24 protein-coding genes and 2 pseudogenes are annotated in these 24,179 nt (G+C 72.8%); 5 read left to right on the forward strand and 21 right to left on the reverse strand.

Features of this window, described 5'->3' with window-relative positions:
• Nucleotides 1-320: 320 nt before the first annotated feature.
• The gene (locus ACZ4W5_RS24760) at nt 321-1,232 is read right to left on the reverse strand and encodes a TetR/AcrR family transcriptional regulator (protein ID WP_465656949.1); all 912 of its coding nucleotides are present in this window, start codon (nt 1,230-1,232) and stop codon (nt 321-323) included.
• Nucleotides 1,233-1,370: 138 nt separating this feature from the next.
• Here ACZ4W5_RS24760 and ACZ4W5_RS24765 point away from each other — a divergent pair, with 138 nt between their 5' ends.
• From ACZ4W5_RS24765 to ACZ4W5_RS24775, 3 genes are all read left to right on the forward strand, one after another.
• Complete coding sequence (locus ACZ4W5_RS24765; protein WP_465656950.1) at nt 1,371-1,811, forward strand: nuclear transport factor 2 family protein; 441 nt, start codon at nt 1,371-1,373, stop codon at nt 1,809-1,811.
• A 212-nt stretch (nt 1,812-2,023) separates the two neighbouring features.
• Nucleotides 2,024-3,211 carry a CaiB/BaiF CoA transferase family protein gene (locus ACZ4W5_RS24770; protein ID WP_465656952.1) on the forward strand — a complete coding sequence of 396 codons (1,188 nt, stop codon included), beginning with the start codon at nt 2,024-2,026 and terminating at the stop codon, nt 3,209-3,211.
• 259 nt (nt 3,212-3,470) lie between these two features.
• A complete protein-coding gene (locus tag ACZ4W5_RS24775; protein WP_465656953.1) occupies nt 3,471-4,091 on the forward strand; it encodes a phosphatase PAP2 family protein in 621 nt (206 codons plus the stop codon).
• Between the two features lie 93 nt (nt 4,092-4,184).
• Here the strand turns inward: ACZ4W5_RS24775 and ACZ4W5_RS24780 are convergent, their stop codons facing one another.
• The 9 genes and pseudogenes from ACZ4W5_RS24780 to ACZ4W5_RS24820 form a co-directional block, all read right to left on the reverse strand.
• On the reverse strand, nt 4,185-5,360 hold the full coding sequence (locus ACZ4W5_RS24780) for a GNAT family N-acetyltransferase (RefSeq protein ID WP_465656954.1): 1,176 nt from the start codon (nt 5,358-5,360) through the stop codon (nt 4,185-4,187).
• 11 nt (nt 5,361-5,371) lie between these two features.
• Complete coding sequence (locus ACZ4W5_RS24785) at nt 5,372-5,902, reverse strand: MaoC/PaaZ C-terminal domain-containing protein (RefSeq protein WP_465656956.1); 531 nt, start codon at nt 5,900-5,902, stop codon at nt 5,372-5,374.
• Entirely contained in the window at nt 5,899-6,759 is an 861-nt protein-coding gene (locus tag ACZ4W5_RS24790) for an HpcH/HpaI aldolase/citrate lyase family protein (protein ID WP_465656958.1), read from the reverse strand. Before ACZ4W5_RS24790 ends, ACZ4W5_RS24785 begins: the two co-directional genes overlap by 4 nt.
• Before the next feature lie 8 nt (nt 6,760-6,767).
• Nucleotides 6,768-7,055 carry an acyl carrier protein gene (locus ACZ4W5_RS24795; protein ID WP_465657018.1) on the reverse strand — a complete coding sequence of 96 codons (288 nt, stop codon included), beginning with the start codon at nt 7,053-7,055 and terminating at the stop codon, nt 6,768-6,770.
• Nucleotides 7,041-8,027, reverse strand: a pseudogene (dmpG, locus tag ACZ4W5_RS24800) (4-hydroxy-2-oxovalerate aldolase); the annotation flags it as partial. The gene ACZ4W5_RS24795 and the pseudogene dmpG, both read right to left, overlap by 15 nt.
• The gene (locus ACZ4W5_RS24805; RefSeq protein ID WP_465656959.1) at nt 8,024-8,908 is read right to left on the reverse strand and encodes an acetaldehyde dehydrogenase (acetylating); all 885 of its coding nucleotides are present in this window, start codon (nt 8,906-8,908) and stop codon (nt 8,024-8,026) included. The gene ACZ4W5_RS24805 and the pseudogene dmpG, both read right to left, overlap by 4 nt.
• Nucleotides 8,909-8,959: 51 nt before the next feature.
• Complete coding sequence (locus ACZ4W5_RS24810) at nt 8,960-9,754, reverse strand: 2-keto-4-pentenoate hydratase (RefSeq protein WP_465656960.1); 795 nt, start codon at nt 9,752-9,754, stop codon at nt 8,960-8,962.
• Nucleotides 9,747-10,490 carry an NUDIX domain-containing protein gene (locus tag ACZ4W5_RS24815; protein WP_465656961.1) on the reverse strand — a complete coding sequence of 248 codons (744 nt, stop codon included), beginning with the start codon at nt 10,488-10,490 and terminating at the stop codon, nt 9,747-9,749. Before ACZ4W5_RS24815 ends, ACZ4W5_RS24810 begins: the two co-directional genes overlap by 8 nt.
• 281 nt (nt 10,491-10,771) lie before the next feature.
• Nucleotides 10,772-11,209 (reverse strand): ATP-binding protein, encoded by a 438-nt coding sequence (locus ACZ4W5_RS24820; protein ID WP_465656962.1) that lies wholly within the window; start codon nt 11,207-11,209, stop codon nt 10,772-10,774.
• 228 nt (nt 11,210-11,437) lie between these two features.
• Between ACZ4W5_RS24820 and ACZ4W5_RS24825 the strand changes: the two genes are divergently transcribed.
• A complete protein-coding gene (locus tag ACZ4W5_RS24825) occupies nt 11,438-12,736 on the forward strand; it encodes a helix-turn-helix domain-containing protein (RefSeq protein WP_465656964.1) in 1,299 nt (432 codons plus the stop codon).
• On the opposite strand, the gene ACZ4W5_RS24830 is transcribed toward ACZ4W5_RS24825, so the two are convergent.
• On the reverse strand, nt 12,704-13,336 hold the full coding sequence (locus ACZ4W5_RS24830) for an HAD family hydrolase (RefSeq protein WP_465656966.1): 633 nt from the start codon (nt 13,334-13,336) through the stop codon (nt 12,704-12,706). The two genes, ACZ4W5_RS24825 and ACZ4W5_RS24830, sit on opposite strands and share 33 nt — an antisense overlap.
• Nucleotides 13,337-13,473: 137 nt before the next feature.
• On the opposite strand from ACZ4W5_RS24830, the pseudogene ACZ4W5_RS24835 reads away from it, so the two are divergent.
• Nucleotides 13,474-13,596: pseudogene (locus ACZ4W5_RS24835) on the forward strand (phosphatase PAP2 family protein); the annotation flags it as partial.
• On the opposite strand, the gene ACZ4W5_RS24840 reads toward ACZ4W5_RS24835, so the two are convergent.
• From ACZ4W5_RS24840 to ACZ4W5_RS24885, 10 genes are read right to left on the reverse strand one after another with little or no spacing between them, the layout of a single operon-like run.
• Nucleotides 13,580-14,905 (reverse strand): glutamate-1-semialdehyde 2,1-aminomutase, encoded by a 1,326-nt coding sequence (locus tag ACZ4W5_RS24840; RefSeq protein WP_465656967.1) that lies wholly within the window; start codon nt 14,903-14,905, stop codon nt 13,580-13,582. The pseudogene ACZ4W5_RS24835 and the gene ACZ4W5_RS24840 sit on opposite strands and share 17 nt — an antisense overlap.
• A gap of 5 nt (nt 14,906-14,910) precedes the next feature.
• On the reverse strand, nt 14,911-15,459 hold the full coding sequence (rfbC, locus tag ACZ4W5_RS24845; RefSeq protein ID WP_360232429.1) for a dTDP-4-dehydrorhamnose 3,5-epimerase: 549 nt from the start codon (nt 15,457-15,459) through the stop codon (nt 14,911-14,913).
• Nucleotides 15,456-16,697 (reverse strand): polysaccharide pyruvyl transferase family protein, encoded by a 1,242-nt coding sequence (locus ACZ4W5_RS24850; protein WP_465656969.1) that lies wholly within the window; start codon nt 16,695-16,697, stop codon nt 15,456-15,458. The genes rfbC and ACZ4W5_RS24850 overlap by 4 nt, the downstream gene beginning before the upstream one ends.
• Nucleotides 16,694-17,641, reverse strand: a complete 948-nt coding sequence (locus tag ACZ4W5_RS24855; protein WP_465656971.1) for a glycosyltransferase family 2 protein — start codon at nt 17,639-17,641, stop codon at nt 16,694-16,696. Before ACZ4W5_RS24855 ends, ACZ4W5_RS24850 begins: the two co-directional genes overlap by 4 nt.
• Nucleotides 17,638-18,990, reverse strand: coding sequence for a hypothetical protein (locus tag ACZ4W5_RS24860; protein WP_465656972.1), 1,353 nt, complete (start codon nt 18,988-18,990; stop codon nt 17,638-17,640). Before ACZ4W5_RS24860 ends, ACZ4W5_RS24855 begins: the two co-directional genes overlap by 4 nt.
• A gap of 5 nt (nt 18,991-18,995) precedes the next feature.
• Nucleotides 18,996-20,279 (reverse strand): DUF4910 domain-containing protein, encoded by a 1,284-nt coding sequence (locus tag ACZ4W5_RS24865; RefSeq protein ID WP_465656973.1) that lies wholly within the window; start codon nt 20,277-20,279, stop codon nt 18,996-18,998.
• The gene (locus tag ACZ4W5_RS24870; protein ID WP_465656974.1) at nt 20,267-21,292 is read right to left on the reverse strand and encodes an NAD-dependent epimerase/dehydratase family protein; all 1,026 of its coding nucleotides are present in this window, start codon (nt 21,290-21,292) and stop codon (nt 20,267-20,269) included. Before ACZ4W5_RS24870 ends, ACZ4W5_RS24865 begins: the two co-directional genes overlap by 13 nt.
• A 3-nt stretch (nt 21,293-21,295) precedes the next feature.
• The gene (locus ACZ4W5_RS24875; protein ID WP_465656975.1) at nt 21,296-21,973 is read right to left on the reverse strand and encodes a PIG-L deacetylase family protein; all 678 of its coding nucleotides are present in this window, start codon (nt 21,971-21,973) and stop codon (nt 21,296-21,298) included.
• Nucleotides 21,970-22,767 (reverse strand): glycosyltransferase family protein, encoded by a 798-nt coding sequence (locus tag ACZ4W5_RS24880; RefSeq protein WP_360232448.1) that lies wholly within the window; start codon nt 22,765-22,767, stop codon nt 21,970-21,972. The genes ACZ4W5_RS24875 and ACZ4W5_RS24880 overlap by 4 nt, the downstream gene beginning before the upstream one ends.
• Nucleotides 22,764-23,999, reverse strand: a complete 1,236-nt coding sequence (locus ACZ4W5_RS24885) for a class I SAM-dependent methyltransferase (RefSeq protein ID WP_402488635.1) — start codon at nt 23,997-23,999, stop codon at nt 22,764-22,766. The genes ACZ4W5_RS24880 and ACZ4W5_RS24885 overlap by 4 nt, the downstream gene beginning before the upstream one ends.
• Nucleotides 24,000-24,179: the final 180 nt, after the last annotated feature.

A 24,179-nucleotide genomic window follows, 5' to 3' on the forward strand; every position in this document is an offset into this window, starting at 1 on the left:
CGGATCAGCGCGCGGCGTTGGGGTGCGTGCATCGCAAGGCGGAGGAGGGAGTCCATGCGGAGCATCGGCGACCGACGACAACGCGGCGAGGTGCGTGCCCCGGCGTCGCGCGCCCGGCGGGAATTGTCAGACACGCCCTAGGCTCCCCGCAGCACTGTCGTTCAACAGTGGGCAGTCGAGGCGCGATCGGTGCCAGGGGCAGCAGGGCATGCGACGGGTTCCTCCCCACCACTCGGTCCTCCCCACCACTCGGGCGCCGGGCCCGGTCGCGGAGGCGCCTCGCTTCCGCGGTGGTCGCCCCGCAGCGTCGCCGCAGGCGCTCAAGGGGCGCTAACCCCGTTCTTTCCTCCGGGGCGGGCGGCGGTGGTGCCGTGGCGGCGGCGGTGCGCCTTCTGCCGGCAGGCCGCGCCGCAGAAGCGGGCGGGCCGCCCGGTGCGGGCCGTCTGCACAGGGCGGCCGCAGACCTCGCAGCGGACGGTGGCCAGCGCGTCGGTGCCCGGTGCCCCGTCCGGGGTTCCGTCCGCGACGTCGTAACGAAACGTTTCGTTACCAAGCGGGATGGAGAGCTGCCTTTCGTTCCGGCCCGTGACAGCCGTCAGGGGTTTCGTGACACCCGCCCCGACGCCCCCGGCCGAGCCGCCCCCGGCGTCGGCCCGCAGGACGGATCCGAGCAGGGCGGTCATCCGCCCCGGGCGAATGCCGTCGGCCCTGGTCCGCTCGGCGGTCGCCGCCCCCACCACCAGGGCGCGCAGGTCGGCCGCGCTGAGGTCGGCGCGGATCGCGCCGGTGGACTGGGCTCGGGCGAGCAGCTCGCCGAGCGCGGCCAGGAAGTCCCGCTCGGCCTGCGGGTCCTTGAGCAGCCCCGGATCGCCGTCGAGCGCCTCGAAGCCTTCGCACAACGCCTTGTTGAGGGTGGCCTGCTCGGTCAGCCGGTAGAAGAAGCCGAGCAGCGCCTGGGCCGGGTCGCCGCCCTGGGAGAGCCGGCGGGCCTCGGCGGTCAGCCGGCGGATGCCGTCGGCGACGACGGCGCGGAAGAGGTCGTTCTTGGTCGGGAAGTTGCGGTAGACCGTGCCGACGCCGACCCCCGCGTGGTGGGCCAGGTCGTCGAAGGAGACCCGCAGGCCGTCGGCGGCCAGCAGCCCCTGGGCGACCTGCAGTATGTGTGCCCGGTTGCGCCGGGCGTCGGCTCGCCGCGGCGCGGTCTGCGCGGCCGTCGTCCCGACGGGTGCCACCCTGCCTCCTCTGGTGGTAGTCCGACTGCTTGACGTCCGGAGAACACTCTCCGTATCGTCCAATCGGAGTTGTTCCTCAGTTTTCCACCGGTCCCGGGGTCCGGACAACCCGGCCCCAGTAGTCACCTGGAGTGTCTCGTGGCGGTTACCCCCGTGCAGGTCGTCGAGCGGCTGCGTACGGCCATGGAGGTCAAGGACCGGTCGGCCTTCGTCGACGAGTTCGCGGCCGACGGCGTGTACGAGCTGCCCTTCTCGCTGGCGGGTGCGCCGTCGCGGTTCGAGGGGATCGACGCGATCCGCGCGCTGCTGGTGCGCGACAGCCCCATGTCGAACGTGATGGAGTTCCACCAGGTCTCGGCCCGGGTGCACCAGAGCACCGACCCCGAGACGGTCACCGTCGAGTTCACCATCGACGGCAAGAACACCACCAGTGGCAAGTCGTTCTCGTTCCTCTCCTCGGTCGGCGTGATCCGGGTGGTCGACGGCAAGATCAAGCACTACCGCGACTACCCGAGCGTGCTGCGCGGCGCGCAGGTCGCCGGCATGCTCAAGCCGTTCGCGGAGTCGCTCGCCAAGTAGTCCCGCCTGGCCCCGCAGGAGCCCGCTATGCCTCCCCCAGGCACGGCGGGCACCTGCGGTTTGGGGCAAAGGAGCGGCCCTCGGGGTCAAGTCCCGCCTGAGCAGCGGTGGTTCGCCCGGCATGCCGTAAGGCCCGGGAACGCCGGAGCGCCGTTGACTGAACGCCGCCGGGGGCGGGTAGGGCTCGGGGATCCACCAGGGAGGGAGCCCGGATGTCACTGCCGCTGACCGGTACCACGGTGATCGCGCTGGAGCAGGCGGTGGCCGCGCCCCTGGCCACCAGGCACCTGTGCGACCTGGGCGCCCGGGTGGTGAAGATCGAGCGCCCCGACGGCGGCGACTTCGCCCGCGGGTACGACCGCAGCGTCAACGGCCTGGCCAGCCACTTCGTCTGGCTGAACCGCGGCAAGGAGTCGGTGGTCCTCGACCTCAAGGCGCCCGAGGGCCGTGCCGTGCTGGCCGACCTGGTGGCCGGCGCCGACGTCTTCCTGCAGAACCTGGCCCCCGGGGCGGCCGCCCGGCTCGGCTTCGGCTCCGCCGAACTACGGGCCCGGCACCCCCGGTTGGTCACCGTCGACCTGTCCGGCTACGGCACCGGCGGCCCGTACCGGGACAAGCGCGCCTACGACATGCTGATCCAGTGCGAGTCCGGGCTCGCCTCGGTGACCGGCCCGCCGGACCGGCCCGCCAAGACCGGCGTGCCCACCTCGGACATCGCCGCCGGGATGTACGCCCTGACGGCGACGCTCGCCGCCCTGCTCGGCCGGGCCGGCAGCGGACGCGGCACCGCGGTCGAGGTGTCGATGTTCGAGGCGACCGCCGAGTGGCTGGGCCACCAGCTCCACCACACCCAGGGCACCGGGCGGGCACCGGGCCGCGCCGGACTCTCCCACCCGGCCATCGCCCCCTACGACGCCTATCCGACGGCCGACGGCCGCGAGGTCATGATCGGCATCCAGAACGACCGCGAGTGGGCCCGGCTCGCCACCGGCTTCCTGGACCGCCCCGACCTCGCCGACCACCCCGACTGGGCCACCAACGTCGCCCGGGTGCGCCGCCGCCGGCTGGTCGACGCCCTGGTGGGCGGCCGGACGGCGACCATGACGGCCGAGGAGGCGGTCAAGCGCCTGGACGCCCTCGCGATCGCCTCGGCCCGGCTGAACGAGGTCGGCGACCTGCTGCACCACCCCCAGCTCGCCGCCCGCGACCGCTGGCGCCCGGTCGCCACCCCGGCCGGTGAGGTCCGCTCCCTGCTGCCCCCGTTCGACTTCGCGGAGGGCGAACTCCCGATGGGGCCCGTCCCCGCCCTGGGCGCCCACACCGATTCCGCCCTGCGCGCCCTCGGCTACCCCGCCGACCGGATCGCCGCCCTGCGCGCCGCCGGGGTGCTGGGGCGGTAGCGCCGAGCGCTCCACGGGTTTCGCCTTCTCCGGCCCGGCGGCCGCCGGGCGCCCGTATCGTGGATCCGACTTCGGGGGCACGGTGCACGGCACTTGACGATCCGTCAGCCACTCGGCACAGGGCGGACGTCCGGACTCGACGGGGGCGCGCGTGGGATCGGCCGGCCACAGCGGGGCGGGGAGTAGGGCGGGCGCGACCCGGGAGCGTGCGCACCGGGGACGCCCCCTCGGCCCGGCCGGGCGCGCGGAGCCCGCGCTGGTGGTGCTGCGCGGGTGGCTCGGATGGCTCTCCGGGCTCGCGGCGCTGGTGGTGCTGGTGCTCGGGATCCGGTTCGCCGGGGCGGGGCAGCCCGGCCGGGTGGACGGGCGGATCCAGGACGCGGTGTACGGGGTGAAACCGCCGTGGCGGTACGCGGCCCGGGGCCTGGACTCCCTGGGGGAACCGCTGGGGGCCGTACTGCTGGTAGGGGCCGTGGTCGCGGGCTGCCTGCTGCTCCGGCGGCCGCGCGCAGCGGTGTTCGCCGTCCTCGGCGTCGGCCTACCGGTGGCGGCGGCGACCCTGCTCAAGCACCTGGTGGGGCGCACCATCCACGGCGACAACCCGTCCTACCCGAGCGGGCACACCGCCTTCCTCACGGCGCTCGCCCTCGTCCTCGCCCTGACGGCGGCCGGTGGCCGGGCCCGCCCGCTGCCAGTGCTGGCCGCGGTGGCGGCAGCCGGGGCAGCCATGGCCTGGGCACAGGTCGCCCTGGGCGCCCACTACGCGACCGACACCCTGGCCGGCGGGTGCACCGCCCTCGCGCTGGCACCGGCCACCGGGTGGCTGGTCGACCGAGCGGCCGACCGCCTCGCCGACACCGCCCGGCAGCCGCGCCGCTGACCTCACTCAACGCGTTCTGCTGCTGACCCGTGAGAGGGCCGTCACAGCGAAGATCCTGACAGCGGGCAGTCCGGATTGCCTTCCTCCGTAGGTTCAGAAGTGGTCGGGCAGCCAGGGGGCCTCACCAGCGGTTGCCTGGAGGAACGCGGAGAGCGCCGCGTCGGAACGGGTGTGGACGCCGGAGAGTCGGGCTGTTTCGGGGCTGCGCCAGCCTCCGGCGTACCACACGGCGAATTGCCCGGCGGTAAGCACCACGTGGCCTTCGTCCCGGGTGAGGGTGAGGTCGCCGACACCGGCGCAGATGCGCAGCAGATAGCGGTGAGGCGTCGTGCGGGGGGCTTCTTGTCCGATCTCGATGGGCAGTTCGAGGTCGAGGTCGCGGGGCCAGCCGCGCAGGCGCACCGCGCCTCGGGGGTCGAGGATGCGCAGCATCCAGGGGTGCCAGGCTTGTGTGGTCCCCTGGTAGCGGTGGAGGTTGTGCAGCAGCAGCGGTGCCGGCGGCAGGGCGCCGCGGCGGAAGTGGATGGTCTCGGTGCGGCTGGTGTAGCGGCCGAGGAAGGCCAGCATCGCAGCGGCGCACTCGTGGTCGCCGGCCCAGAAGTCGTGGACGGTGAGGTCGGTGCCGTGGTGTTCCCGGCGGCCCGTGGTGAGGGTGAGCCATCCGGCGATCGGGTTGCCGGGCCTGTGGAAGCGGTAGGTGGTCAGACGGCTCTTGGCGGTTTTCCAGTTCTGCCACCAGGCGGGGCGCTCGACGGGGCCGTTCCAGCGTCGGGCGAGGTCCTGTTGCAGGTCGAGGGCTGCTGGCGCGGTGCCCGTCTCGATGCAGAAGTCCCCGGTGTCGAAGGAGCGTTTGAGGTCCTCTGCGCGGACAGCGTGGGCGTGGACCGGGGTGGGTGCCTGCCATCCCAGATGGCGGGCGTAGCCGTTGGAGAGGGTGGAGATGGTGGAGATGACGGCGCCGCGCTCGCGCAGGGGGTTGAGGCGTTCGTGGACCATGCGTGCGGCGAGGCGGTCGCCGCGTTCTTCGGGGGCGACGCTGCCGGCGGCGAGGAGCGCGCTGGGGACAGGGGCGCCGCCGAAGTACTGGGGCAGGAAGAGGCCGAGGCCGCCGGCGACGACCTTGCCGGAGCGGATGGCGACCCGGATGTCGGCGTGGCCGTTCAGGTGGGTGATGTCGCCTACGGTGTGGCCGAAGCTGCGTTCGGCCATCGTGTCGTACTCCTGGGCCAGGCTGTCGTCGGCCTGAACGAAGGTGAGTTCGCTGGTCACGGCGCTCCCGTCTAGTAGTTGGTGAGGGTGCGGACGGCGTGGGGGTCGATGGGGAGCAGGAAGGCACGGGCGAAGGAGGTGACCTGCCGGCCGTCCTGGTTGAGGCCGAGGGTGCGGCAGGTGACGACGCCGTTGGCCGGGCGGCTCTTGGAGGGGCGTCGGCCGGTGATCTCGGTTTCGGCGTAGAGGGTGTCGCCGACGAAGACCGGGTGGGTGAACTGCACGTCGCCCAGACCGAGGTTGGCGGTGGTGAGGGCGCTGACGGAGCGGGCGGACATACCCCCGACGATGGCGAGGGTGAGTGCGCTGCACACAAGGATGCGGCCCCATTCGGTGCGGGCGGCATAGGCGGCGTCGAGGTGGATCGGAGCGTCGTTGCCGCTGAGCGTGGTGATGAGGGTGTTGTCGGCCTCGGTGACGGTGCGGCCGGGGCGGTGTTCGATGGTCAGGCCCTCGGTGAGGTCCTGGTAGCCGAGTCCGACGACTTCCCGTACCCGGTTCGCGCCGATGCAGCGGAAACCCTGCGGCAAGTTGGCGCTCACCGCAGCTGCTCCTGCGGTTCGTCGAGACCGGCGAGGAGGCGGCGTGCCCGAGCGAAGAAGGGTGTGCCGCGCATGTGCCCGTCAACGGACGTGACGTGGCCGCCGCCGTGCTCGGCGGCAGCGACGGTGGCCCGGGCTTCGGCGATCTCGTCGTCGGTGGGGCGGAACGCCTCGGTGATGAACGGCAGTTGGCGGGGATGGACGGCGCCCTTGCCGTGGAAGCCGATCTCCTTGGCGCGATGGGCCTCGGCGCTGAGGCCAACGGTGTCGTCGAGTTCGAAGTACGGGGTGTCGACGGCGATGAGGCCGGCCGCGGCGCAGCTGTTGGCGATCGTGTGCCGGGCGTGGCGCATCGCTTCCCACCCGGTGTGGGTGCCGAGTTCGAGGGCGTAGTCCGCGGAGCCGAAGACGGCGCCGGACAGGCGGGGCTCGGCCAGGATCTCTGGGAGGTGGTCGACGGCGCGGGGTGTCTCGATCAGGGCGAACAGGATCGGGGCGTAGGCGGGGGTGTCGAGGATGGCGGCCAGGAGGGCGATGTCGCGGGACGTCTCGGTCTTGGGAAGGAGGATGAGGTCGGGCTTGCGGGGGTAGGCGGCGATGGCGGCGAGGTCCTTGGTGCCGTTCAGGGTGGACAGGGCGTTGACGCGGATGCCCAGGACGCAGGGCCCGGCGTCCTGGGCGAAGAACGCTCGGGCGTCACGCCGGGCCCGGTCCTTGGCGTCGGCGGCGACGGAGTCTTCGAGGTCGACCAGCGCGACGTCGGCGCCGCAGGTGAGCGCGGAGGCGTACCGGTCGACTCGGGTGGCGGGCGTCATGAACCAGGCCGGTCCGAGGCGCCGGTGTGGGGAGAGGGTCATGGCCTTGGTCAGCCCTTCTGGCTGGTCGACGTGAAGAAGCGGTTCAGGTTCTCCAGGGTTCGCAGGCCGGTGATCCGGTCCTCGGGGACCGGCGTCTCGAGCTGCTCGGTCAACAGAACGGACAGTTCCACCACGGCCAGGGAGTCCAGGCCGATCGCGTCCAGGGTCGAGGCCGGGACCAAGAGGTCGGGATCGATGCGCAGCTCGCGCACCAGGAGATCGCGGAGGTGGGGGTGAATCGCCGGGGCGGGCCGGTTGTGGTCGGGCATGCGGTGCTCCTTGAGCTGGGATGCCATTTCGGGGATCAGGTCTTCCTGTCCGGCGACCGCCTGGCGGCGGCCGAGTGCAGCGAACAGGTCGCCGGGGTGGATGCCTTCGCGGGCGGCGACCTCGAGGACTCGGGCTTTGAAGCCGGAGAAGACGCCGGCCTGGCCGCTCATCACCGCGACGGAGTCGGTGGTCGGCGGGGCCTTCATCAGCCGCTGCTCGGCGAGGTCTGCGGCCTCGAACAGGGCGTGCTGGTCGATGCCCGTGGTGTATCCGAGACGTTCCAGGACCGGGACCAGCGCCTCGATCTGGGTGTTGCCCGCTCCGGCGCCGAACCCACGAGCGCAGGCGTCGATGATCGTCGCTCCGGCCTGGACAGCGGCGACCGAGTTCGCGGTGGCCAGCGTGAGGTTGTTGTGGCCGTGGAAGATGACCGGCACGTCGACGGCCTCGGTGATCGCACTGATGCGCTCGGCCACGTCGTGGGGAACGAAGTGGCCGGCGGAGTCGTAGATCCCGACCGCCTGCGCGCCGTAGCGGGCCATGAGGGCACACTGCTCGGCGAGTCGGCCGGGGCTGGCCATGTGGCTCATCAGCAGGACGCCATGCGCCTCCACGCCCCACTCTGCGAGGAGGCCGAGGTGGCGTTCGGTGACGTCGGCTTCGGTGCAGTGCGCAGCCAGCCGTACGACCTGCGCGCCTGCGCTGACGGCCAGGCGCAGGTCGTCGCCGGTGCCCCAGCCGGGGGCCATGAAGACGCCCATGCGGGCGTTGGTGAGGACGTCTCGCACGGCGGCGAGCATCTCGGCGTCGCTCAGTCTGGCGAGGCCGATCTGCAGCGATGAGGCGCCCAGCCCGTTGCCGTGGCCGACCTCGATGACGGGCACGCCGGCTCGGTCGGCGGCAGCGGCGTAGGCGGACAGTTGCTCGCGCGAGAGCTGGTGGCCGACCGCGTGGTGGCCGTCGCGCAGGGTGGGATCGTGCAGCTGGATGCTGGTCATGAGCGGGCTCCGTCCGGGTGCAGGGCGTCTGCGCGCAGCTCGGCCACCTGGATCGCCGCGGCGTTGATGATCTCCAGGTTCCCGGCGTGGGCGGGGATGCGGTCTCCGGTCGCCGTGACCTCCACCGTGACCGTCACACGGTCGTGACCCGTCTCCAGGGCGGTCACCGCGTAGCCGGGAACGAACGCCTGAACCCGCTCGGCCGCGGCCCGCACAAGCTGGTGCATCACCTCGGAGTCGGGAGCGTCGACAAGGGCGGTGAGAGTGACCCGGAAGGGCGGCGGTGGGGTCGCGGGGCTGAGGTTGACGAGCACCCTCGCCGTGTGGGCTCCGGAGAAGTGGCACGCGGCCCGCTGAGTGGTGTCGATGTACTCGTCCAGGTTCAACCGGGTCGCCCGGCCGGCGCTTCGGCTCGCGCCGGTGGAGACCAGCTCGACGTAGCGCGGGGTGCGGTGCTGGGCGATGGCGTGCAGGAGCGGGATCGCGGCTTGGCCGCCGCAACTGACCAGACCGATGTGGCGCTCGGACGGCACGTCGGCGCCGTTGACGGTGGGAACGGTCGCCGTGCCGAGGTTGCTGGGGGTCAGGTCGACCAGCAGAACGCCCGTGGGCTCCAGGTGCTGCCAGTGCTTGGCGTGGGAGTCGGCGTTGGACGCGTCGAAGACCACGTCGATGCCGTCGATTGCGTCCCTCAGCGCGGTGATGCCGCCGGTCGTGGTGGGCAGGCCCGTCTCCGCCGCTCGGATCAGGCCGAGGTTCTGGCGGTGGCCCGCCACGAGGCGGCACCCCAGCCAGGGCGAGCGGCGGATCCGGTCCAGCAGGTCGAGGCCGATCAGGCCGGCGCCGAGCACGGCGACGCCGATCGTGCGGTGCGAAGGCATGGGGGTGCTCCAAAGGCGTGGTGCGAACGTGTGTGACGGAGCGGGCCGTGGTCAGGTCGCGCGCAGGAGGACGGCCGGAAGCTGGGGCGAGGACGCCTCGACCAGCGTGCCGGGGCGCAGCGGGATGCTGGCGTGCACCGATCCGGGCAGGACAAGGTCACCGGCACGCAGGCCGGTGCCGAGACCGTGGAGGCGGCGGGTCAGCCACAGGAGCGCGTTGATCGGGTCGCCGAGAACGTCCCGGCCGTAGCCGGCGCAGGTCGGCTGGTCGTCGACGCGGACGGTGACGAAGACCCGGCCCAGGTCCATGTCGGGGTGGAAGGGGATGGGTTCGCCGGTGGTGAAGCGGGCGGCGGAGGCGTTGTCGGCGACGCTGTCCTCCAGCGTGATCGCCCAGTTCCCGTACCGGGTGTCGATCACTTCGAGGGCGAGGAACATTTCCGCGACGGCGGCGCGCGCCGTCCGGCCGTCGACGTCGTCACCCCGGAGGTCACGGCCGAGTCTCAGGCCGATTTCAGCCTCGATGCGGGGAGCGAGCAGGCCGGCCGTGGGCAGATCGCCGCCGCTCGGCAGTGCCATGTCTTCCAGGAGGACGCCGGAGTCCGGCTCGCTCACCCCCATCTGCTCCTGCATCGCCGCCGACGTCAGGCCGATCTTGTGGCCGACGAGGCGGGCTCCGTCGGCCAGGCGGCCGCTGATCGCCGCCGCCTGGACGCGGTACGCCTGTTCCAGCGTCAGCCCGGGGCAGCTCTGGGCCAGCGGGGCGGCGGGCAGGCTGGACTGCTCGGCCGCCCGCAGCTGCGCCGCTGCCTCCAGAAGCCACCGTGGGGCGCGGGTTTCATCCACGGGTCCTCGCCTTGTAACGGTGGAGCAGGACGTCGAGGTAGTCCGCATGCGGACCCTCCAACTCGATGGCCACACCGTCTACGAGAGCGATCCGGTCCAGCTCCGGTGTGCGGCCGTCGACGGCCTCCGCCCGCACCAGTGCCTCGTACCGCTCGCGCACGGCCTGCTGCGGCAGCGGCGGCGCCTCGTAGTGCACACCGATGCTGCCGTTCTCCCCGCAGGTGACCGCCCACAGCGTCAGGTCCCGGGGCGTCGAGTGCACGCCGATCTCCTCGGTCAGCTCCCGGCACGCCTGGTTGCGCAACTCGGCCTCGTCCAGGACTCCGGTGCCGACGGGCGGCTCCACGTTCCCACCGGGAAACTGCCAGCGTCCGGGCGCGGCGGTCGAGGCGGACATGCGGCCCACGACCAGGCCGCCCTCGTCGGTCGGCTGGGCGACGGTCACGAACACCGACGACACCCGGGGCGCCCCCGCAACGCGGCGCAGCGCGAAGTACTGGTAGGTCACCGGGGCCCAGGACAGGACGAGGGTGTCGCCGTCGTACCGGGTGGCGGTGCACACCACCGCCGGGCCGTCGAACAGGTCGGGGTTCGCCTGAACGGCCTTCGCCCACACCTGCTCCATCGCGGCGCGGTGCTCCGGTGCGAGCGTCGGCGCGGCCGTCTCCACCAGGCACAGCGTGGCGGCTTCGAGGACTTCGAGGCGGTCTGCGGGAACGGGAAGTGAACTGGTCACAGCTTCGGGATCCTTCCGAGGGTGATGCGCATCTGAACCTTGCGTCGTACTCAACGTGCTCTCTTGGAGGGGGTTCGTGGGGGCCGAGCTGCTCGGGGACGTCGAACACGCCGAGGGCTTCGAGGAGTTCGCCGGTGTCGGCCTCAACACCGGGGCGCGGAGTGGCAAGCAGGGCGTGGCAGCAGTCGTCGAGGTGGCGGGTGGTCTCGGCGAGGGAGATGTCGAGGGCGAGGGAATGCCGGGCGAGGGTGGTGAGAGGCGGCTGCATCGATGGCGCGCTCTCAGACGGCAGGAACGAGGGCGGGGGCGATGAGGATCCAGACGAACTTGCCGATGCCGCCGGCGCGGGGGCAGCAGCCCCAGCGTTCGGCGAGTTCGTTGACGAGGTGGAGGCCGCGTCCGTGTTCGTCGGTGGTGGTGGAGGGTCGGAGGGTGGGGCGGCCGGTGCCGGCATCGTGGACCTCGATGCGGAGGAGGTTGTTGGTCAGGGCGAAGCGGATCTCGATGCGGCGGTCGTCGGGGGCGTCGGAGTGTTGGACGGCATTGGCGAAGAGTTCGCCGAGGAGGAGTTCGGCGATGTCGGAGTAGAGGAGGCCGCTGGGGAGGCCGGAGAGGTAGGCCCGGAGGAGATGACGGGCGTGCGGGGCCGCCTCGACGAGGGAGTCGAGGCGGGCCGCGAACGCGCGGGGGCGGCGGGGCATGGAACAGGTTTCGAGCATGGCGGAACACCTCGGAACGGGATCGAACGGGAGGCTGTCCAGGCCCCACACTGACGTGACATCAGGAAGGCGCGGACGGGCCAGCGCGCGCCGGGGTCAACGCTTCTGCTCCTGACGCGCGGACGGCGACGACTGCGATCTGTACGGAATCGATCACACACCGCCAGCGTCCTGGTGACAATGATGTGGCGCGATCCAGAAGCGATCCCATCCCAGAGGAGCGCCTTGATGCCCGATCAACTGCGCCACGATATGAGGCAAGCCCGCCGCGCTTCCGGTATGGGCTGGGCCGAGTTCGCTCGCGCGAGCGGGTTCGGCGTGGCGTACCTGCGCAACGTGGAAAACGGCAATCGCCGGGTGACCGAGTCGGTGGCCGCTGCTTACGACCGGGCCCTCGAGACCGGCGGAAGCTTCGCCGCTGCTCTTGCCGACGCAGGGCCTGTGGACGTTTCTTGGAACCAAGCCGGGGCGACTCTGGCGGTTCTCACAAGCCTGATGGAGGGAAGACGAGTGGATCGCCGAGGGTTTCTTGCTGCCGGCGTTGCCCTGTCAGCGTCGACGAACAACTGGGTCACGGCCATCGGGCGCACCCTCCTCGAGCCACGGGCCACGCCTGTGGACGGCTCGTCCATGCTGGCGGGTTTGGAGGGCCGACTCCAGCTCCTGCGCCACGTGGACGACGAACTCGGCAGCGGCGAGGTTTTCACGGCCGCGCGCAGCGATCTCGCCCTGGCGGTGGCGGCGATCAAGTCCCGGCGGTACAAGGGCGATCAGCTGTCGCGCTTGTACGCGATCACCGCCGAGGCCGCCCGCCAGGTCGGCTGGGCGGCCTTCGATCAGGGACGAATGGGAGTTGCCCAGTCCTACTTCGACGCTTCCTTGCGGGCCTCCGCCGAGTGCGGCGATGTGATCGCCGGCGCCTACACGCTGTCCTTCGCCGCCATTCAGTGCTACTCCTCCCCCGGCTTGGCCGGTCGGGCGGTGTCGTTCGTGGACACGGCCCGGACCCAGGCACGTGGCTGTAGCACCCCGCGGATGGAGGCGATGCTCGCCGCCCGCGCCGCCCGCGCCTGGTCGAAGGACGGGGCGAAGGAGGAGACCAAGCACCAGCTTCACCTGGCACGCGCGGCGCTGGACAAGGGACGACGTGAGGACGACCCCGGTTTCCTCTACTGGGTGGACTACGGCGAGATCGAGATGATCGCCGGCTCCTCCGCTCTGGAACTGGGGGACCCTGCCGAGGCCCTGCGACGTTTCGAGGCCGGCATGCAGGCGTACCCGGGTGACGAGCAGTACCCCCGCAGCCACGCCATCTACCTCGCCCGCGCTGCGGAGGCGCACCTCGCACTGCACGACCTGGACGCGGCTGTGGCAACGGCCCGGCACGCGTCGGCCTGCCTCGGAGCGGTCGACTCCGCGCGCTCCGAATCCCAACTGCGGGGCCTGCGAGAGAAACTGGCTCCGCACACCGCCCACACAGGGGTCCGGGACTTCCTAGCAGCCGGGCAGGCGCAGAAGCTCGCGTAGCCGTCGGACGACCACGTCCTCGTCCAGCCCCAGCACAGGGGTGAAGCCGAGCCGCTGGGCGGCGACGAGGTTCTCCTCACTGTCATCCACGAACAGACACTCCTCGGCGCTGACGCCGAGGCGCTCCAGCACGACCTGGAACACCTCGGGTTCGGGCTTGCGAACACCATGCTCCGCCGACAGCACCACCGCATCGAAAGTGCCGTGCAGGTCGAAGCCCGCGTACGGGTCGTAGGGCTGCCGCCCGAGGCTGTTGGACAGCACCGCCGTCCGCACTCCTGCCGCACGGGCCTGCCGCGCGACCTGAAGAACCGGGTAGGCCGGAAACGCATCGTGAAGGTACCTGGCCAGCAGGTTGTCCGGCTTCACGCCCATCAGAGCCGCGAACCCGGTGTTCCAGTCCTCCTGGCTGATCCGGCCGAGTTCAAGACTCCGGAACAGGTCCTGCCCCCGGGGGTCGGACCAAGCGCGCAAGAACGTCCCCGGGGCGATCCGCTCCCGGTTCTCGAACCACGTGATGACCTCGACCATGTTCGACGTCAGGACGCCGAAGAAGTCGAAGACCACCGCACGAAACGAAGTCACTGCAGCTCGCTCCATCCGCACAGCGTACGGCCAGTCCTGGCTGGTTGCACCGAGGTTCGGTCAGGTCCGGCGACACTTGGCGTCCGTGGGGGTGGGGGCGATGTCGTGCCTTGTTCTTGCGGTGGCGATGGTCGTGACACGCGGCCGAGCGGCTGAGCGCGCACTACCCGACCGACACGCTGGGCGGCTGGTGCACCGCGTTGGCGGTGGTACCGGCGACTGCCTGGGCGGTCGATCGGGTAGCGGAGAAGAGACAGGTCACGCGAAGCGCCGGAACACCGGCTTCACCGGCCGTCCGCCCAGCCAGTGGGTGGGGTCACCGGCGTCCAGGGCCTTGCGGTAGACCGCGCAGGCCGCAGCAACGGCCTCGACGGTGTGGGCGATGTCGGCGTCGTCGAGCGCGCTGCTCACCACGAAGGACGGGGCCAGCACGCCGCCCGCGAGGAGTTGGCGCAGGAAGAGGGTGCGGTACTCCTGGGAGGGCTGGCCGCGCTCGTCGAGCGTGGCGTAGACCAGGTTGCTGGCCCGGCCCCGGACCACCACGTGGTCGGCGACGCCCATGCCGGCGGCGGCCTCGCGGACCCCGGCGGCCAGTTGCTCGCCGAGGGCGTGCAGCCGGGCGGTGATGCCCTCCTCGACGTAGGTGGTCTGCACGGCCATCGCGGCGGCCAGTGCGTGGGTCTCCGCGCCGTGCGTGGTGGAGAGCAGGAACACCCGGTCGCCGTCGTGGCGCAGCCCGCCGTGCTCCATCAGGTCACGACGTCCGGCGAGGGCGGAGACGGCGAAGCCGTTGCCGAGCGCCTTGCCGAAGGTGGAGAGGTCGGGGGCGACGCCGTAGAGGCCCTGGGCGCCCGCCGGGGACCAGCGCAGGCCGGTGATCATCTCGTCGAAGATCAGCAGGCAGCCGTGCCGGTCGGCCAGTTCACGCAGGCCGGCCAGGTAGCCGGGCGGCGGCTCGGTGTGGCCGGCCGGTTCGAGGATCAGGCAGGCGATCTCGTTCCGGTACCGGGTGAGCAGTTCCTCGGTGGCGGAGAGGTCGCCGTACGGGAAGGCCACGGTGAGCTCGGTGATCGCGTCCGGGATGCCGGCGGACATCGGCGTGGTGCCGATGAACCAGTCGTCGACGGAGAAGAACGGGTGGTCCCCGCAGACGGCCACCCTGGGCCGCCCGGTGGCGGCGCGGGCGAGGCGCACGGCGGCGGTGGTGACGTCGGAGCCGTTCTTGGCGAACTTCACCATCTCGGCGGTGGGCACGGTGTCCAGGAAGCGTTCCGCGGCCTCGAGTTCGAGGATGGACGGGCGGGCGAAGTTACTGCCCCGGTCGAGCTCCCGCCGGGCGGCCTCGGTCACCCGCGGGTGGGCGTGGCCGAGGCTGACGGCGCGCAGGCCGGAGCCGTACTCGACGTAGCGGTTGCCGTCGACGTCCCAGACGTGGGCGCCACGGCCGTGGCTGATCACTGGGGCGAGGTTCTCGGGGTACTGGTCGTCGCCCTTGGCGTAGGTGTGGGCGCCGCCGGGGATCAGGGCGTGCAGCCGCTCGTTCGCCGCCCGGGACTTGGGCAGCTGGAAGTCGTCGACGGCCATGGCGCTCACTTCTCCCCGGGTCGCAGGGCCTCGGCGAGGCTCGGCGCCTTCCGGTCCCGCTCGGACACCGACGTGGCGGGCAGCGGCCAGGGGATGGCCAGCTCCGGGTCGTCGAAGGCGATGGTGACGTCCTCGGCCGGGTCGTGCGGGCGGTCGATCCGGTAGGAGACGTCGGCGTCGGTCAGCGCCTGGAAGCCGTGGGCGCAGCCCGCCGGGACGTACACGCTGACCTGGGTCTCGCCGGACAGCTGGAAGAAGGCCGTGTTGCGGTAGGTCGGCGAGTCGGGCCGCAGGTCCACGACGACGTCGAAGACCTCGCCGGAGGAGCAGCGCACGATCTTGGCCTCGCCGGCGCCGGAGCGCAGGTGCAGGCCGCGCAGCACGCCCCGTACCGAGCGGGACAGGCTGTGCTGGACGAAGGCGTCGGGGTCGATGCCCACGGAGCGGAGCACCTCGGCGTCGAAGGTGCGGCAGAAGAAGCCGCGTTCGTCGGCGTACGGGGTCGGTTCGAACAGGTAGGCGCCGGCGATCGCCGGGACTTCGGTCGCCTTCATGAGGTCTCCGTCAGGTGGTCGGCGGTGGCGTGGTCGGCGGTGGCGTGGTCGGCGGTCGGGAAGACGGCCTCGGTCAGGGCGGTGAACTGGTGGTCGAGCCGGCGGGTGGCCGTCAGGTTCCGCTCGGCGAGGGTCTGCCGCAGCTCCGTCGCGTGCTTCTCCAGCTCCCGGAACTGCTCGATCAGCCGGTCGGCGTCGAGCTCGCGGGCCGGGTGGCAGTAGGCGCCCAGCCCCATCCGGGCCATCAGCGCGTCGCTCTTGGCCGCGTAGCTGAGGGCGAGCGTCGGGGTGCCGGTCCGCAGCGCGCAGACCAGGTTGTGGTATCTGGTGGCCACCACGGCGTCGGCGGCGGCCGTCTCCGCCATCAGCTCGGCCAGCGAGGCGGCCGGGGAGGCGGTGACCAGCGGGGAGTCGACGGCCTCGACGATCGCGGCGACCACCCGGGCGTCGACCGCGTCGCCGGTGAGCAGCCGGACCGGCCGGCCGTCCTCCACCAGCGCGCGGACGAAGCGGGTGGTGCCGTCGAGGTAGCGCCGGTGGATCCGCTCGGCCCGGGCGCGGTCGTCGTCGCCGCCGTGGAAGTCCATCACGCCGACGCAGACCCGCCCGTCCCGGGCTCCGGGGGCGGGCGGCGCCGGGAGGGCGAAGGCGATGTCCGGGTGGACCTCGTCCCGCGCGGTGTCCACGCCCATCGCCCGCATGGCCTCGCGGGACAGCTCGTCCCGGTACGAGCGGTGGGCGGCCAGCCGGGCGGACCAGCGCACCAGCGCCCGGGTGGCCGGGTTGCCGATCGGGGCGGCGCCGACGCCGACCAGCGCCACCGGGGTGCGCAGCAGCCGGCCGGAGGCGCAGAGCAGGAACAGCGCGTACGGGAAGCCCCAGGGCCGCAGCGGCAGGGTGGCCTCCAGGACGCCCATGCCCGGGACGATCACCACGTCGTGCCGGCGCACCCAGGCGGCGGTGCGGGCGGCGTCGACGAGCTTGCCCAGGCCCTTGCCGAGGACGGCGCCGGCCCGGGCGGCGGTGCGGTACTCGCCGCGGTACCAGTGCAGCCGGGTGGCGGGGATGCGGTAGCGGGCGGTGACCGCCTCCGGTCCGCCGCAGAGCGCGTCCACCGCGGCGTCCGGGTGCTCGGCGCGGAGGTAGCCGAGCACGGCCTCCAGCGAGCCGTCGTTGCCGAGGTTGCCGGAGCCGAGCAGCCCGAACACCCCGACGCGCACCGGGGTTCGGGGCGTCATGCCCGCCTCCCCCCGCGCCCGGCCACCAGGTCGTCGACGGAGACGGCGGGCGCGGCCGACGGCACGGGGGTGCGGTCCTCGACCCGCTCGCCGGCGCCCGGCCGCAGCCGGCTGGTCATCCAGGCGGCCAGGTGGCCGTAGCAGGCCCGCCGGTCGGCGGTGGACAGCGGCGCCCGGCGCACGGCCGCGGCGAAGCCCCAGACGTACTCGGCGAGCAGCCGGGGCGTGGGGTGCAGCGGCCCGGCCCGGCGCGGGTCCAGGTTGACGCAGCGGGAGCGCTTGGAGGGGTTGGCCCGCTCGGCCCGGGTGGGGTGGTCGCGGCGGAAGTAGAGCAGCTCCGGCACCTGGTGGAAGGGGCCGTGCAGGGTGAGCTCGGCGACGAAGGTGCGGTCCGCGTGGTGGTAGCTGTCGTGCGGCTTGACCCGGCGCAGCACGTCGGCCCGGATCACCCCGTAGAAGTCGTCGCCGCCGGGCTCGAACAGCAGGCTGCGGAAGCGCTCCGGGGCGCGCGGCGAGTCGGTGGCGAGGCCGTACTCGTAGGGGACCTTCACCCGGCCGTGCTCGTCGATGACCGCCTGGCCGGAGTGGGCGAGGACGATCTCGGGCCGTTCGTCCAGCGCCTGGACACAGCGCTGCAGGAGGTCCCGGGCGTACAGGTCGTCGTGCGAGGCCCACTTGAAGAGTTCGCCGCGGCACTGGGTGAACACGTGGTTGTGGTTGGGCGCGGCGCCGATGTTCCGGGGCAGCCGGAGGTAGCGGATCCGCCGGTCCCGCGCGGCGTACTCGCGGCAGAGGGACTCGGTGGCGTCGGTCGAGGCGTTGTCGGAGATGACCAGTTCGAAGTCCTGGTAGGTCTGGCCGAGCAGGGCGTCGAGCGATTCGGCGAGGTACTCCTGGCCGTTGTGGACGGGCAGGCCGATGCTCAGTCGGGGAACGGCGGTCACGGCGTCCTCACTTCGGGGGTGGCGCTCAGGTCGGGGGTGGCGCTCGGGTCGGGAACGGGTGTGCGGTGGTGCTCGCGCAGGGCGGCGCGCAGCTGGAGCCACCAGACGGCGGCGCCGCAGGCGGTGGCGGTGGCGACGCCCCAGGCGGAGCCGACGGTGCCGGCCGCGGCGGCGCCGCCGAGCCCGCCGCCCAGGTAGCAGGCGGAGGCGAAGAGTTGGCAGCGCAGGCTGCGCCGGGCGGCGGCGAGGGCGCGCAGCCCGGCGGCCGCGCCGCTGCCGAGGCCGGCGCCCGCGACGCCGAGGGTGGCCGGCAGGATGAGCTGGGAGGCGGAGTGCCAGACGTCGCCGAGGACGAACTGCCCGGCCCGGTCGGGCATCAGCAGCAGGGCCGAGCCCCAGAGCAGGGCGGCCCCGGCCTGTCCGCCGCCGAGCAGCAGGCAGAACCGGCCGAGCCGCTGCGGTGTCTGCCGCAGGACCCGGGCCGCCTCCGCCACGGTGACCAGGGAGAGCCCCATCAGCAGGGCGAGGAAGGGGCCCTGGAGGAGTTCGGCGCCCCGGACGGCGCCGACCGCGCCGACCCCGACGATCGCGCCGAGCCCGTACGCGCGCAGTTGGCCGGCGCCGCTGAGGCTGACGTTCTCGACCAGGTAGCGGCTGCCGAGGTCGCGCTGCTCGCGCAGCCAGCCGCGGGCCTGGGTGACCCGGGGGCGGACGCCGGACTGGAGGAAGCCGTACCCGGCGGCCGCCGCCGCGGCGGCGCCCCAGGCCAGCAGGAAGGCGGCCACGGTGCCCACCCGGGCCGCCACCACCATGGCCGGGATCAGCGCGAGGCCCTGCACCAGGTCGTTGGCGAAGGCCTTCCGCCCGGTGCCGGCGGCGAAGAAGGCGAACCGCCGGGAGTCCTGGAGCAGCAGCGCGGGCAGGGCGACGCCGAGGCTCGCGAACGCGGGCCCCACGTCGCCGCCGAGGCCGAGCCCGACCAGCAGGCAGACGGCGCCGAGGGTGGCGCCGACGGCGAGCGCGGTGCCGGAGGACCGGGCCGCCGCGGCGCGCCAGGCCGGCTCCGGCACACCGCTGAACCGCACCATCAGCGGGTCGGTGGCCAGCCCCCGGGAGACGTTGAGCACCACGCCGTAGGTCAGCCAGGCCAGGCTGAACACGCCGAACGCGTGCACCCCCAGCTCCCGGGCGACGTAAATGCCCACCGCGAAGTTGATCATGCTGGTGACCGCCTGGTCGGCCAGCCCCCAGGACACCCGGCCGAGCACGCCCCGCCCGGCGGGCCGGGCCTGCGCCCGCTCCCCGGCCGGGCCTGCCGGGGTCGCGGCCTTCACCCCCTCGGTGGCCATCGGCGTCACGCCTTGATCAGCCCGGCGCCCCGCAGGGCGTCGGCCGCGACGGCGACGGTGTCGAACGGCAGCCCGGAGCGCTCGGCCACGTCCAGCAGGCTCTGCTCGCCGTCGGAGAGGCTGAGCACCCACAGCATGGCCAGCTGGGCCTGCTTGGCGTCGCTGCGCCCGCCGAGCGAGTCGTACAGCCCGCGCCGGCCCAACTGCGGTTCGCCGTACGGGCTGAGGTTGAGGTAGCGCCGGTTGCGGTCGAGCACGGCGAAGGCCTCGCGGCAGACCGCGAGGGTGTCCGCCATCGCCTCCGGTTTCACGAAGTCCAGGTCGTCCGCCGAGGTGTGGTACTCGGGGTACCCGGCGTACGGGGTCCGGCTGAGCGAGCCCACGCCGAGGTCGAACCCGGGCGAGCAGTACTGCCGCTCGTCGTAGCCGTACGGGGTGAACTCGGTGACCCGGTGCGGGCGTTCGGAGGCGCGCAGGACGTGCCGCAGCACCCGGTCGATCTCCGCGTCGCCGCGCCGGCTCTGCTTGTACGTCAGTTGCCCCTGGTCCCCGGCGCAGGCCAGCACCAGGCCGTGCCTGACCCGGTCCACCCGCTCCGCGTTGCGGGCCAGCCAGGTGATCGCCCCGATGGTGCCGGGGGCGAAGACGAACCGGTAGGTGTAGTACGGCGAGCGCTCGGCCAGTTCGCGGGCCAGGAAGGTCGCCACCGCGATGCCGGCCAGGTTGTCGTTGGCCAGCGACGGGTGGCAGACGTGGCAGGAGACGAGCACCTCGTCGGCGACCTGCCCGGGGACGACGTGCTCGGCGTAGGTGAGGTGGCCGTCCGCGAGGGTGGAGTCGATCCGCACCTCGTAGTCGCCCTCGGGCAGCGCGTCCAGGGTCTGCTGGGCCAGGCAGAAGCCCCAGTCCGGGGTGTAGTAGCTGGTCCGGTAGGGCACCCAGGTGGGGTGCTCCGGCAGGGTGTGCAGGTGCGGGCGCAGCTCGCTCAGCGGCATGGTGGCCGCCACCGGCACGCTGTAGCCGAGCACGTGCAGGCTGGACGCGGCGAGGTCGACGACCCGGTGGCCCGCGGCGTCGGCGACGTAGGCGTCCCGGATGTTCCACTCCTGGGGCACCGTCCAGTCGAGTACCTGCGTCCCGGTCGGCACCTCGTGCACCGTCAGCGGGAGGTACTCGCCGACGACGGCCAGGGTGGCGCGCACCCCGTCGCCGGTGATGCTCCGGCAGAGCGGGTACAGCCGCTCCACCAGGGCGTGCATCTGCTCGCCGACCCCGGTCACCGGCGCCACCGCAGGGTGTCGTCGACGGCGCCCGCGCCGGCGGCCTCGCGGAGCACCGCCAGCCGGGTGAAGCGCCGCTCGAAGTCCTCCCGGGTCAGCCCGAACTTCCGGTAGGCCTCGGCGAGTTCGACGGCGCCCTGCTTGACCGTCCACTCGCAGTCGAAGCCGGGCAGCGCGGCCCGGAACCGGGAGAAGTCCACCCGGTAGGAGCGCGGGTCGGCGCCGTGCTCCCCGGTGATCACCACCTGGGCGCCGGCCACCGCCTCGGCGACCTGCTCGGCGATCTCGGCGACCGTGACGTTGTTGGCCTCGCTGCCGATGTTGAAGGCCCGGTCGTGCACGGCCTCGCGCGGCGCCTCCAGCGCGGCCGCGAAGGCCCGGGCGATGTCGGCGGCGTGCACCAGCGGGCGCCAGGGGGTGCCGTCGGAGAGCACCAGTACCTCGCCGGAGAGCAGCGCGTGGCCGACCAGGTTGTTCAGCACGATGTCGGCGCGCAGCCGGGGCGAGTAGCCGAAGGCGGTGGCGTTGCGCAGGTACACCGGGCTGAAGTCGCCGTCGGCCAGGGCGTGCAGGTCGTCCTCCACCCGCACCTTGGACTCCGCGTACGGGGTCACCGGGCGCAGCGGGGCGTCCTCGGTCACCAGCTCGTCGCCGCCGGCGGCGCCGTAGACGGAACAGGTGGAGGCGTACAGGAAGCGCCGCACCCCGGCCTCGCGGGCCAGCCGCGCCAGCCGTACGGAGGCGTGGTGGTTGATGTCGTAGGTGAGGTCCGGGGCGAGCGAGCCGAGCGGGTCGTTGGAGAGCGCGGCCAGGTGGATCACGGCGTCCACCCCGGCCACGTGCTCGGCGGTCACGTCGCGCAGGTCCACCCGCCGCCCCGGCGGGTCCGCGGGCTTCGGGCCGAGGACGCACTCCGCGAACAGGCCGGCGTCCAGGCCGACGACGTCGTGTCCGGCGGCGGCGAGGACGGGGGCCATCACGGTGCCCAGGTAGCCCTGGTGTCCGGTCAGCAGTACGCGCAAGGTTCATCCCTCCGGGTCGAGCGTGCCGAGGTGGGGCGCGCCGAAATCGAGCGTGGCTTTGGTGACGTCGAAGGCCTCGGCGTAGCGGGCGTGGCATTCGATGCCGCGGATCCGGGCGAGCCCGAGGAAGGCCTCCCGGTCGTACCAGGGGCGGTGCCGCTGCGAGGGGTAGTGCTCCTGCAGCAGCCGTACCTTCTCCTCCGCGGTCTCCGGGCTCAGCGGCTGGTAGGCCGTCGGGCGGCCGAGGTCGGCGTCCCACTTGACGATCTCGTAGCCGAGCACCAGGTGGTCGCGGAACGCGGTGGGGACCAGCCGGGCCAGGCCGCGGTGGTCCTGGTGGGCGTCCGCGGTGCGCGGGGCGAGGACCAGCTGCGGGTCGGTGCGCCCGCGCAGCTCCTCGACGGCGGCCTTGGCCTCCTCCCAGTGCGCGGGCAGCCGGCCGTCCGGCAGCTTGAGCACCGTCAGCCGCAGGTCGGCGCCGGGGCAGAAGGCGGCCAGCGCGGCCTGCTCCTCCTGCTCCCGTGCGCTGCCGCCGCCGGAGAGCACCAGCGCGTCCACCCGCAGCCCGGGACGCGCCCGGCACAGCGTCAGCAGCGTGCCGCCGGCGCCGATGGCGATGTCGTCGCAGTGCGCGCCGACCACGGCGATCCGCTCCAGCGGCCCGGGGCCGAGCCGGATCACGAGGTCCTCACCGCGGCCCCGTCCCGCTCCCAGACCGCCCAGGGGCGGTCGCCGTGGGCGTAGGCGGCGTCCAGCGCGGCCCGCTCCTTCACGGTGTCGGTGGGCTTCCAGAAGCCGCGGTGCCGGTGGGCCACCAGGCGGCCGCGCTTGGCGAGTTCGGTGCAGCCGTCGGCGACCAGGTCGCCGTTCTCCGGGATGTGGTCGAAGATCTCCTGGCGGAGCACGAAGTACCCGCCGTTCTCCCACAGCGGCATGTCGCTGACCGCGGTGATCCCCCCGACCAGGCCGTCCGCGCCCAGGTCCACGCAGTGGAAGGAGGACTGCGGCGGCACCACCATCATCGACGCGCCGGCGTCCCGCTCGGCGAAGCGGTCGATCATCTCCGGCAGCGGCGCGTCGGTGAGCACGTCGGCGTAGTTGGCGAGGAACATCTCGTCGCCGTCCAGGTGGTGGCGCACCCGGCGCAGCCGCTCACCGATCGGCGACTCGATGCCGGTCTGCGCGAAGGTGATCGTCCAGGAGGCGATGTCGGTCGACAGCAGCTCCGTCCGCCCGCCCCGCAGCACGAAGTCGTTGGACGTCGTCTCCTGGTAGTTGAGGAAGAACTCCTTGATGTGGTGGGCGCCGTAGCCGAGGCAGAGGATGAACTCGGTGTGCCCGTAGTAGGCGTAGTAGCGCATCACGTGCCAGATCAGCGGCCGGGGGCCGACCATCGCCATCGGCTTGGGCACGTCGTCGGAGGCTCCGCTGCGCATCCGCAGCCCGTAACCGCCGCAGAACAGGACGACCTTCACCGCTCCCCCTCGACGATGCTCAGTTCCGGGACGGGGAAGACCAGCCGGCCGCCCCACTCGTGCACGAAGGACAACTGTTCGACCAGTTCGGCCCGCAGGTTCCACGGCAGGACCAGCACGTAGTCCGGCCGGTCGGCGGCGATCTGCTCGGGCGCCAGGATCGGGATGCGGGTGCCCGGGGTGAACCGGCCGTGCTTGTACGGGTTCCGGTCGACGGTGTACGGGAGCAGGTCGGGCCGGATGCCGCAGTGGTTGAGCAGGGTGTTGCCCTTGCCGGGGGCGCCGTAGCCGACCACGGTCTCCCCGCGCTCGACCGCACCGATCAGGAAGGTCAGCAGGTCCCGGCGGACCTTGGCGACCCGGGCGGAGAACTCGGTGTAGCCGGACAGCTCCTGGAGCCCGGCGGCCTTCTCCCGGGCCAGCACGTCGGCCACCCGCGGGCCCGGCTCGCCGGCGGCCGCGTCCGGCCGGGCCCACAGCCGGATCGAGCCGCCGTGGGTCGGCAGCAGCTCGACGTCGACCAGGGTGAGCCCGCCGCTGGCCAGCGCCCGGATCGCGGAGGCGACCGTGTAGTACTGGAAGTGCTCGTGGTAGATGGTGTCGTACTGGTTCCCCTCGATCAGGGTCAGCAGGTGCTGCACCTCGATCGAGACCCAGCCGTCGTCGGCGACCAGGGCGCGCAGCCCCCGGGTGAAGCCGACCACGTCGGGGATGTGGGCGTACACGTTGTTGGCCACCACCAGGTCCGCCGGGCCGTGTTCGGCGCGGACGGCGGCGCCGGTCTCCGGGTCCAGGAACGCGGTGAGGGTGGGCACCCCGGCCTCGCGGGCGGCGGCGCCGACGTTCACCGACGGTTCGATGCCCAGGCAGCGGATCCCCTCGTCCACCACGTGCCGCAGCAGGTAGCCGTCGTTGCTGGCCACCTCGACCACGAAGGCGTCGGCGCCCAGCCCCAGCCGTTGGACGGCGCCGTCGACGAAGGTCCGGGCGTGCTCCACCCAGGAGGTCGAGTAGGAGGAGAAGTACGCGTACTGGGTGAAGGTCTCCTCGGGCGTGATCAGCGGCGGGATCTGCGCCAGCCAGCAGTCCGTGCAGACCCGCAGGTGCAGCGGGTAGGCGGGCTCCGGCCGGTCCAACTGGTCGGCGGCGAGGAAGCTCTCGCACGGCGGGGTCGCCCCCAGGTCGACGACGCTCCCCATCGCCGTCGAGCCGCACAGTCGGCATCGTGTCATTGACTGCTCCCATCCCTGCCCGCGCGGGTGCCCCGCGGCGGGCCAGCGTGTCCGTTCCCCACCGGCGGCGCGTCGACCGCGCCGCCGGACCGGGGCGCGGGCGCGGCCCCGTCCCCCCCCCCCAAGCGACCGCACGCCGAAGACCGTATTACACCCCTCTCCTCCCTTGTCCCATATGCC

This window comes from Kitasatospora sp. NPDC029367 (assembly GCF_055569135.1).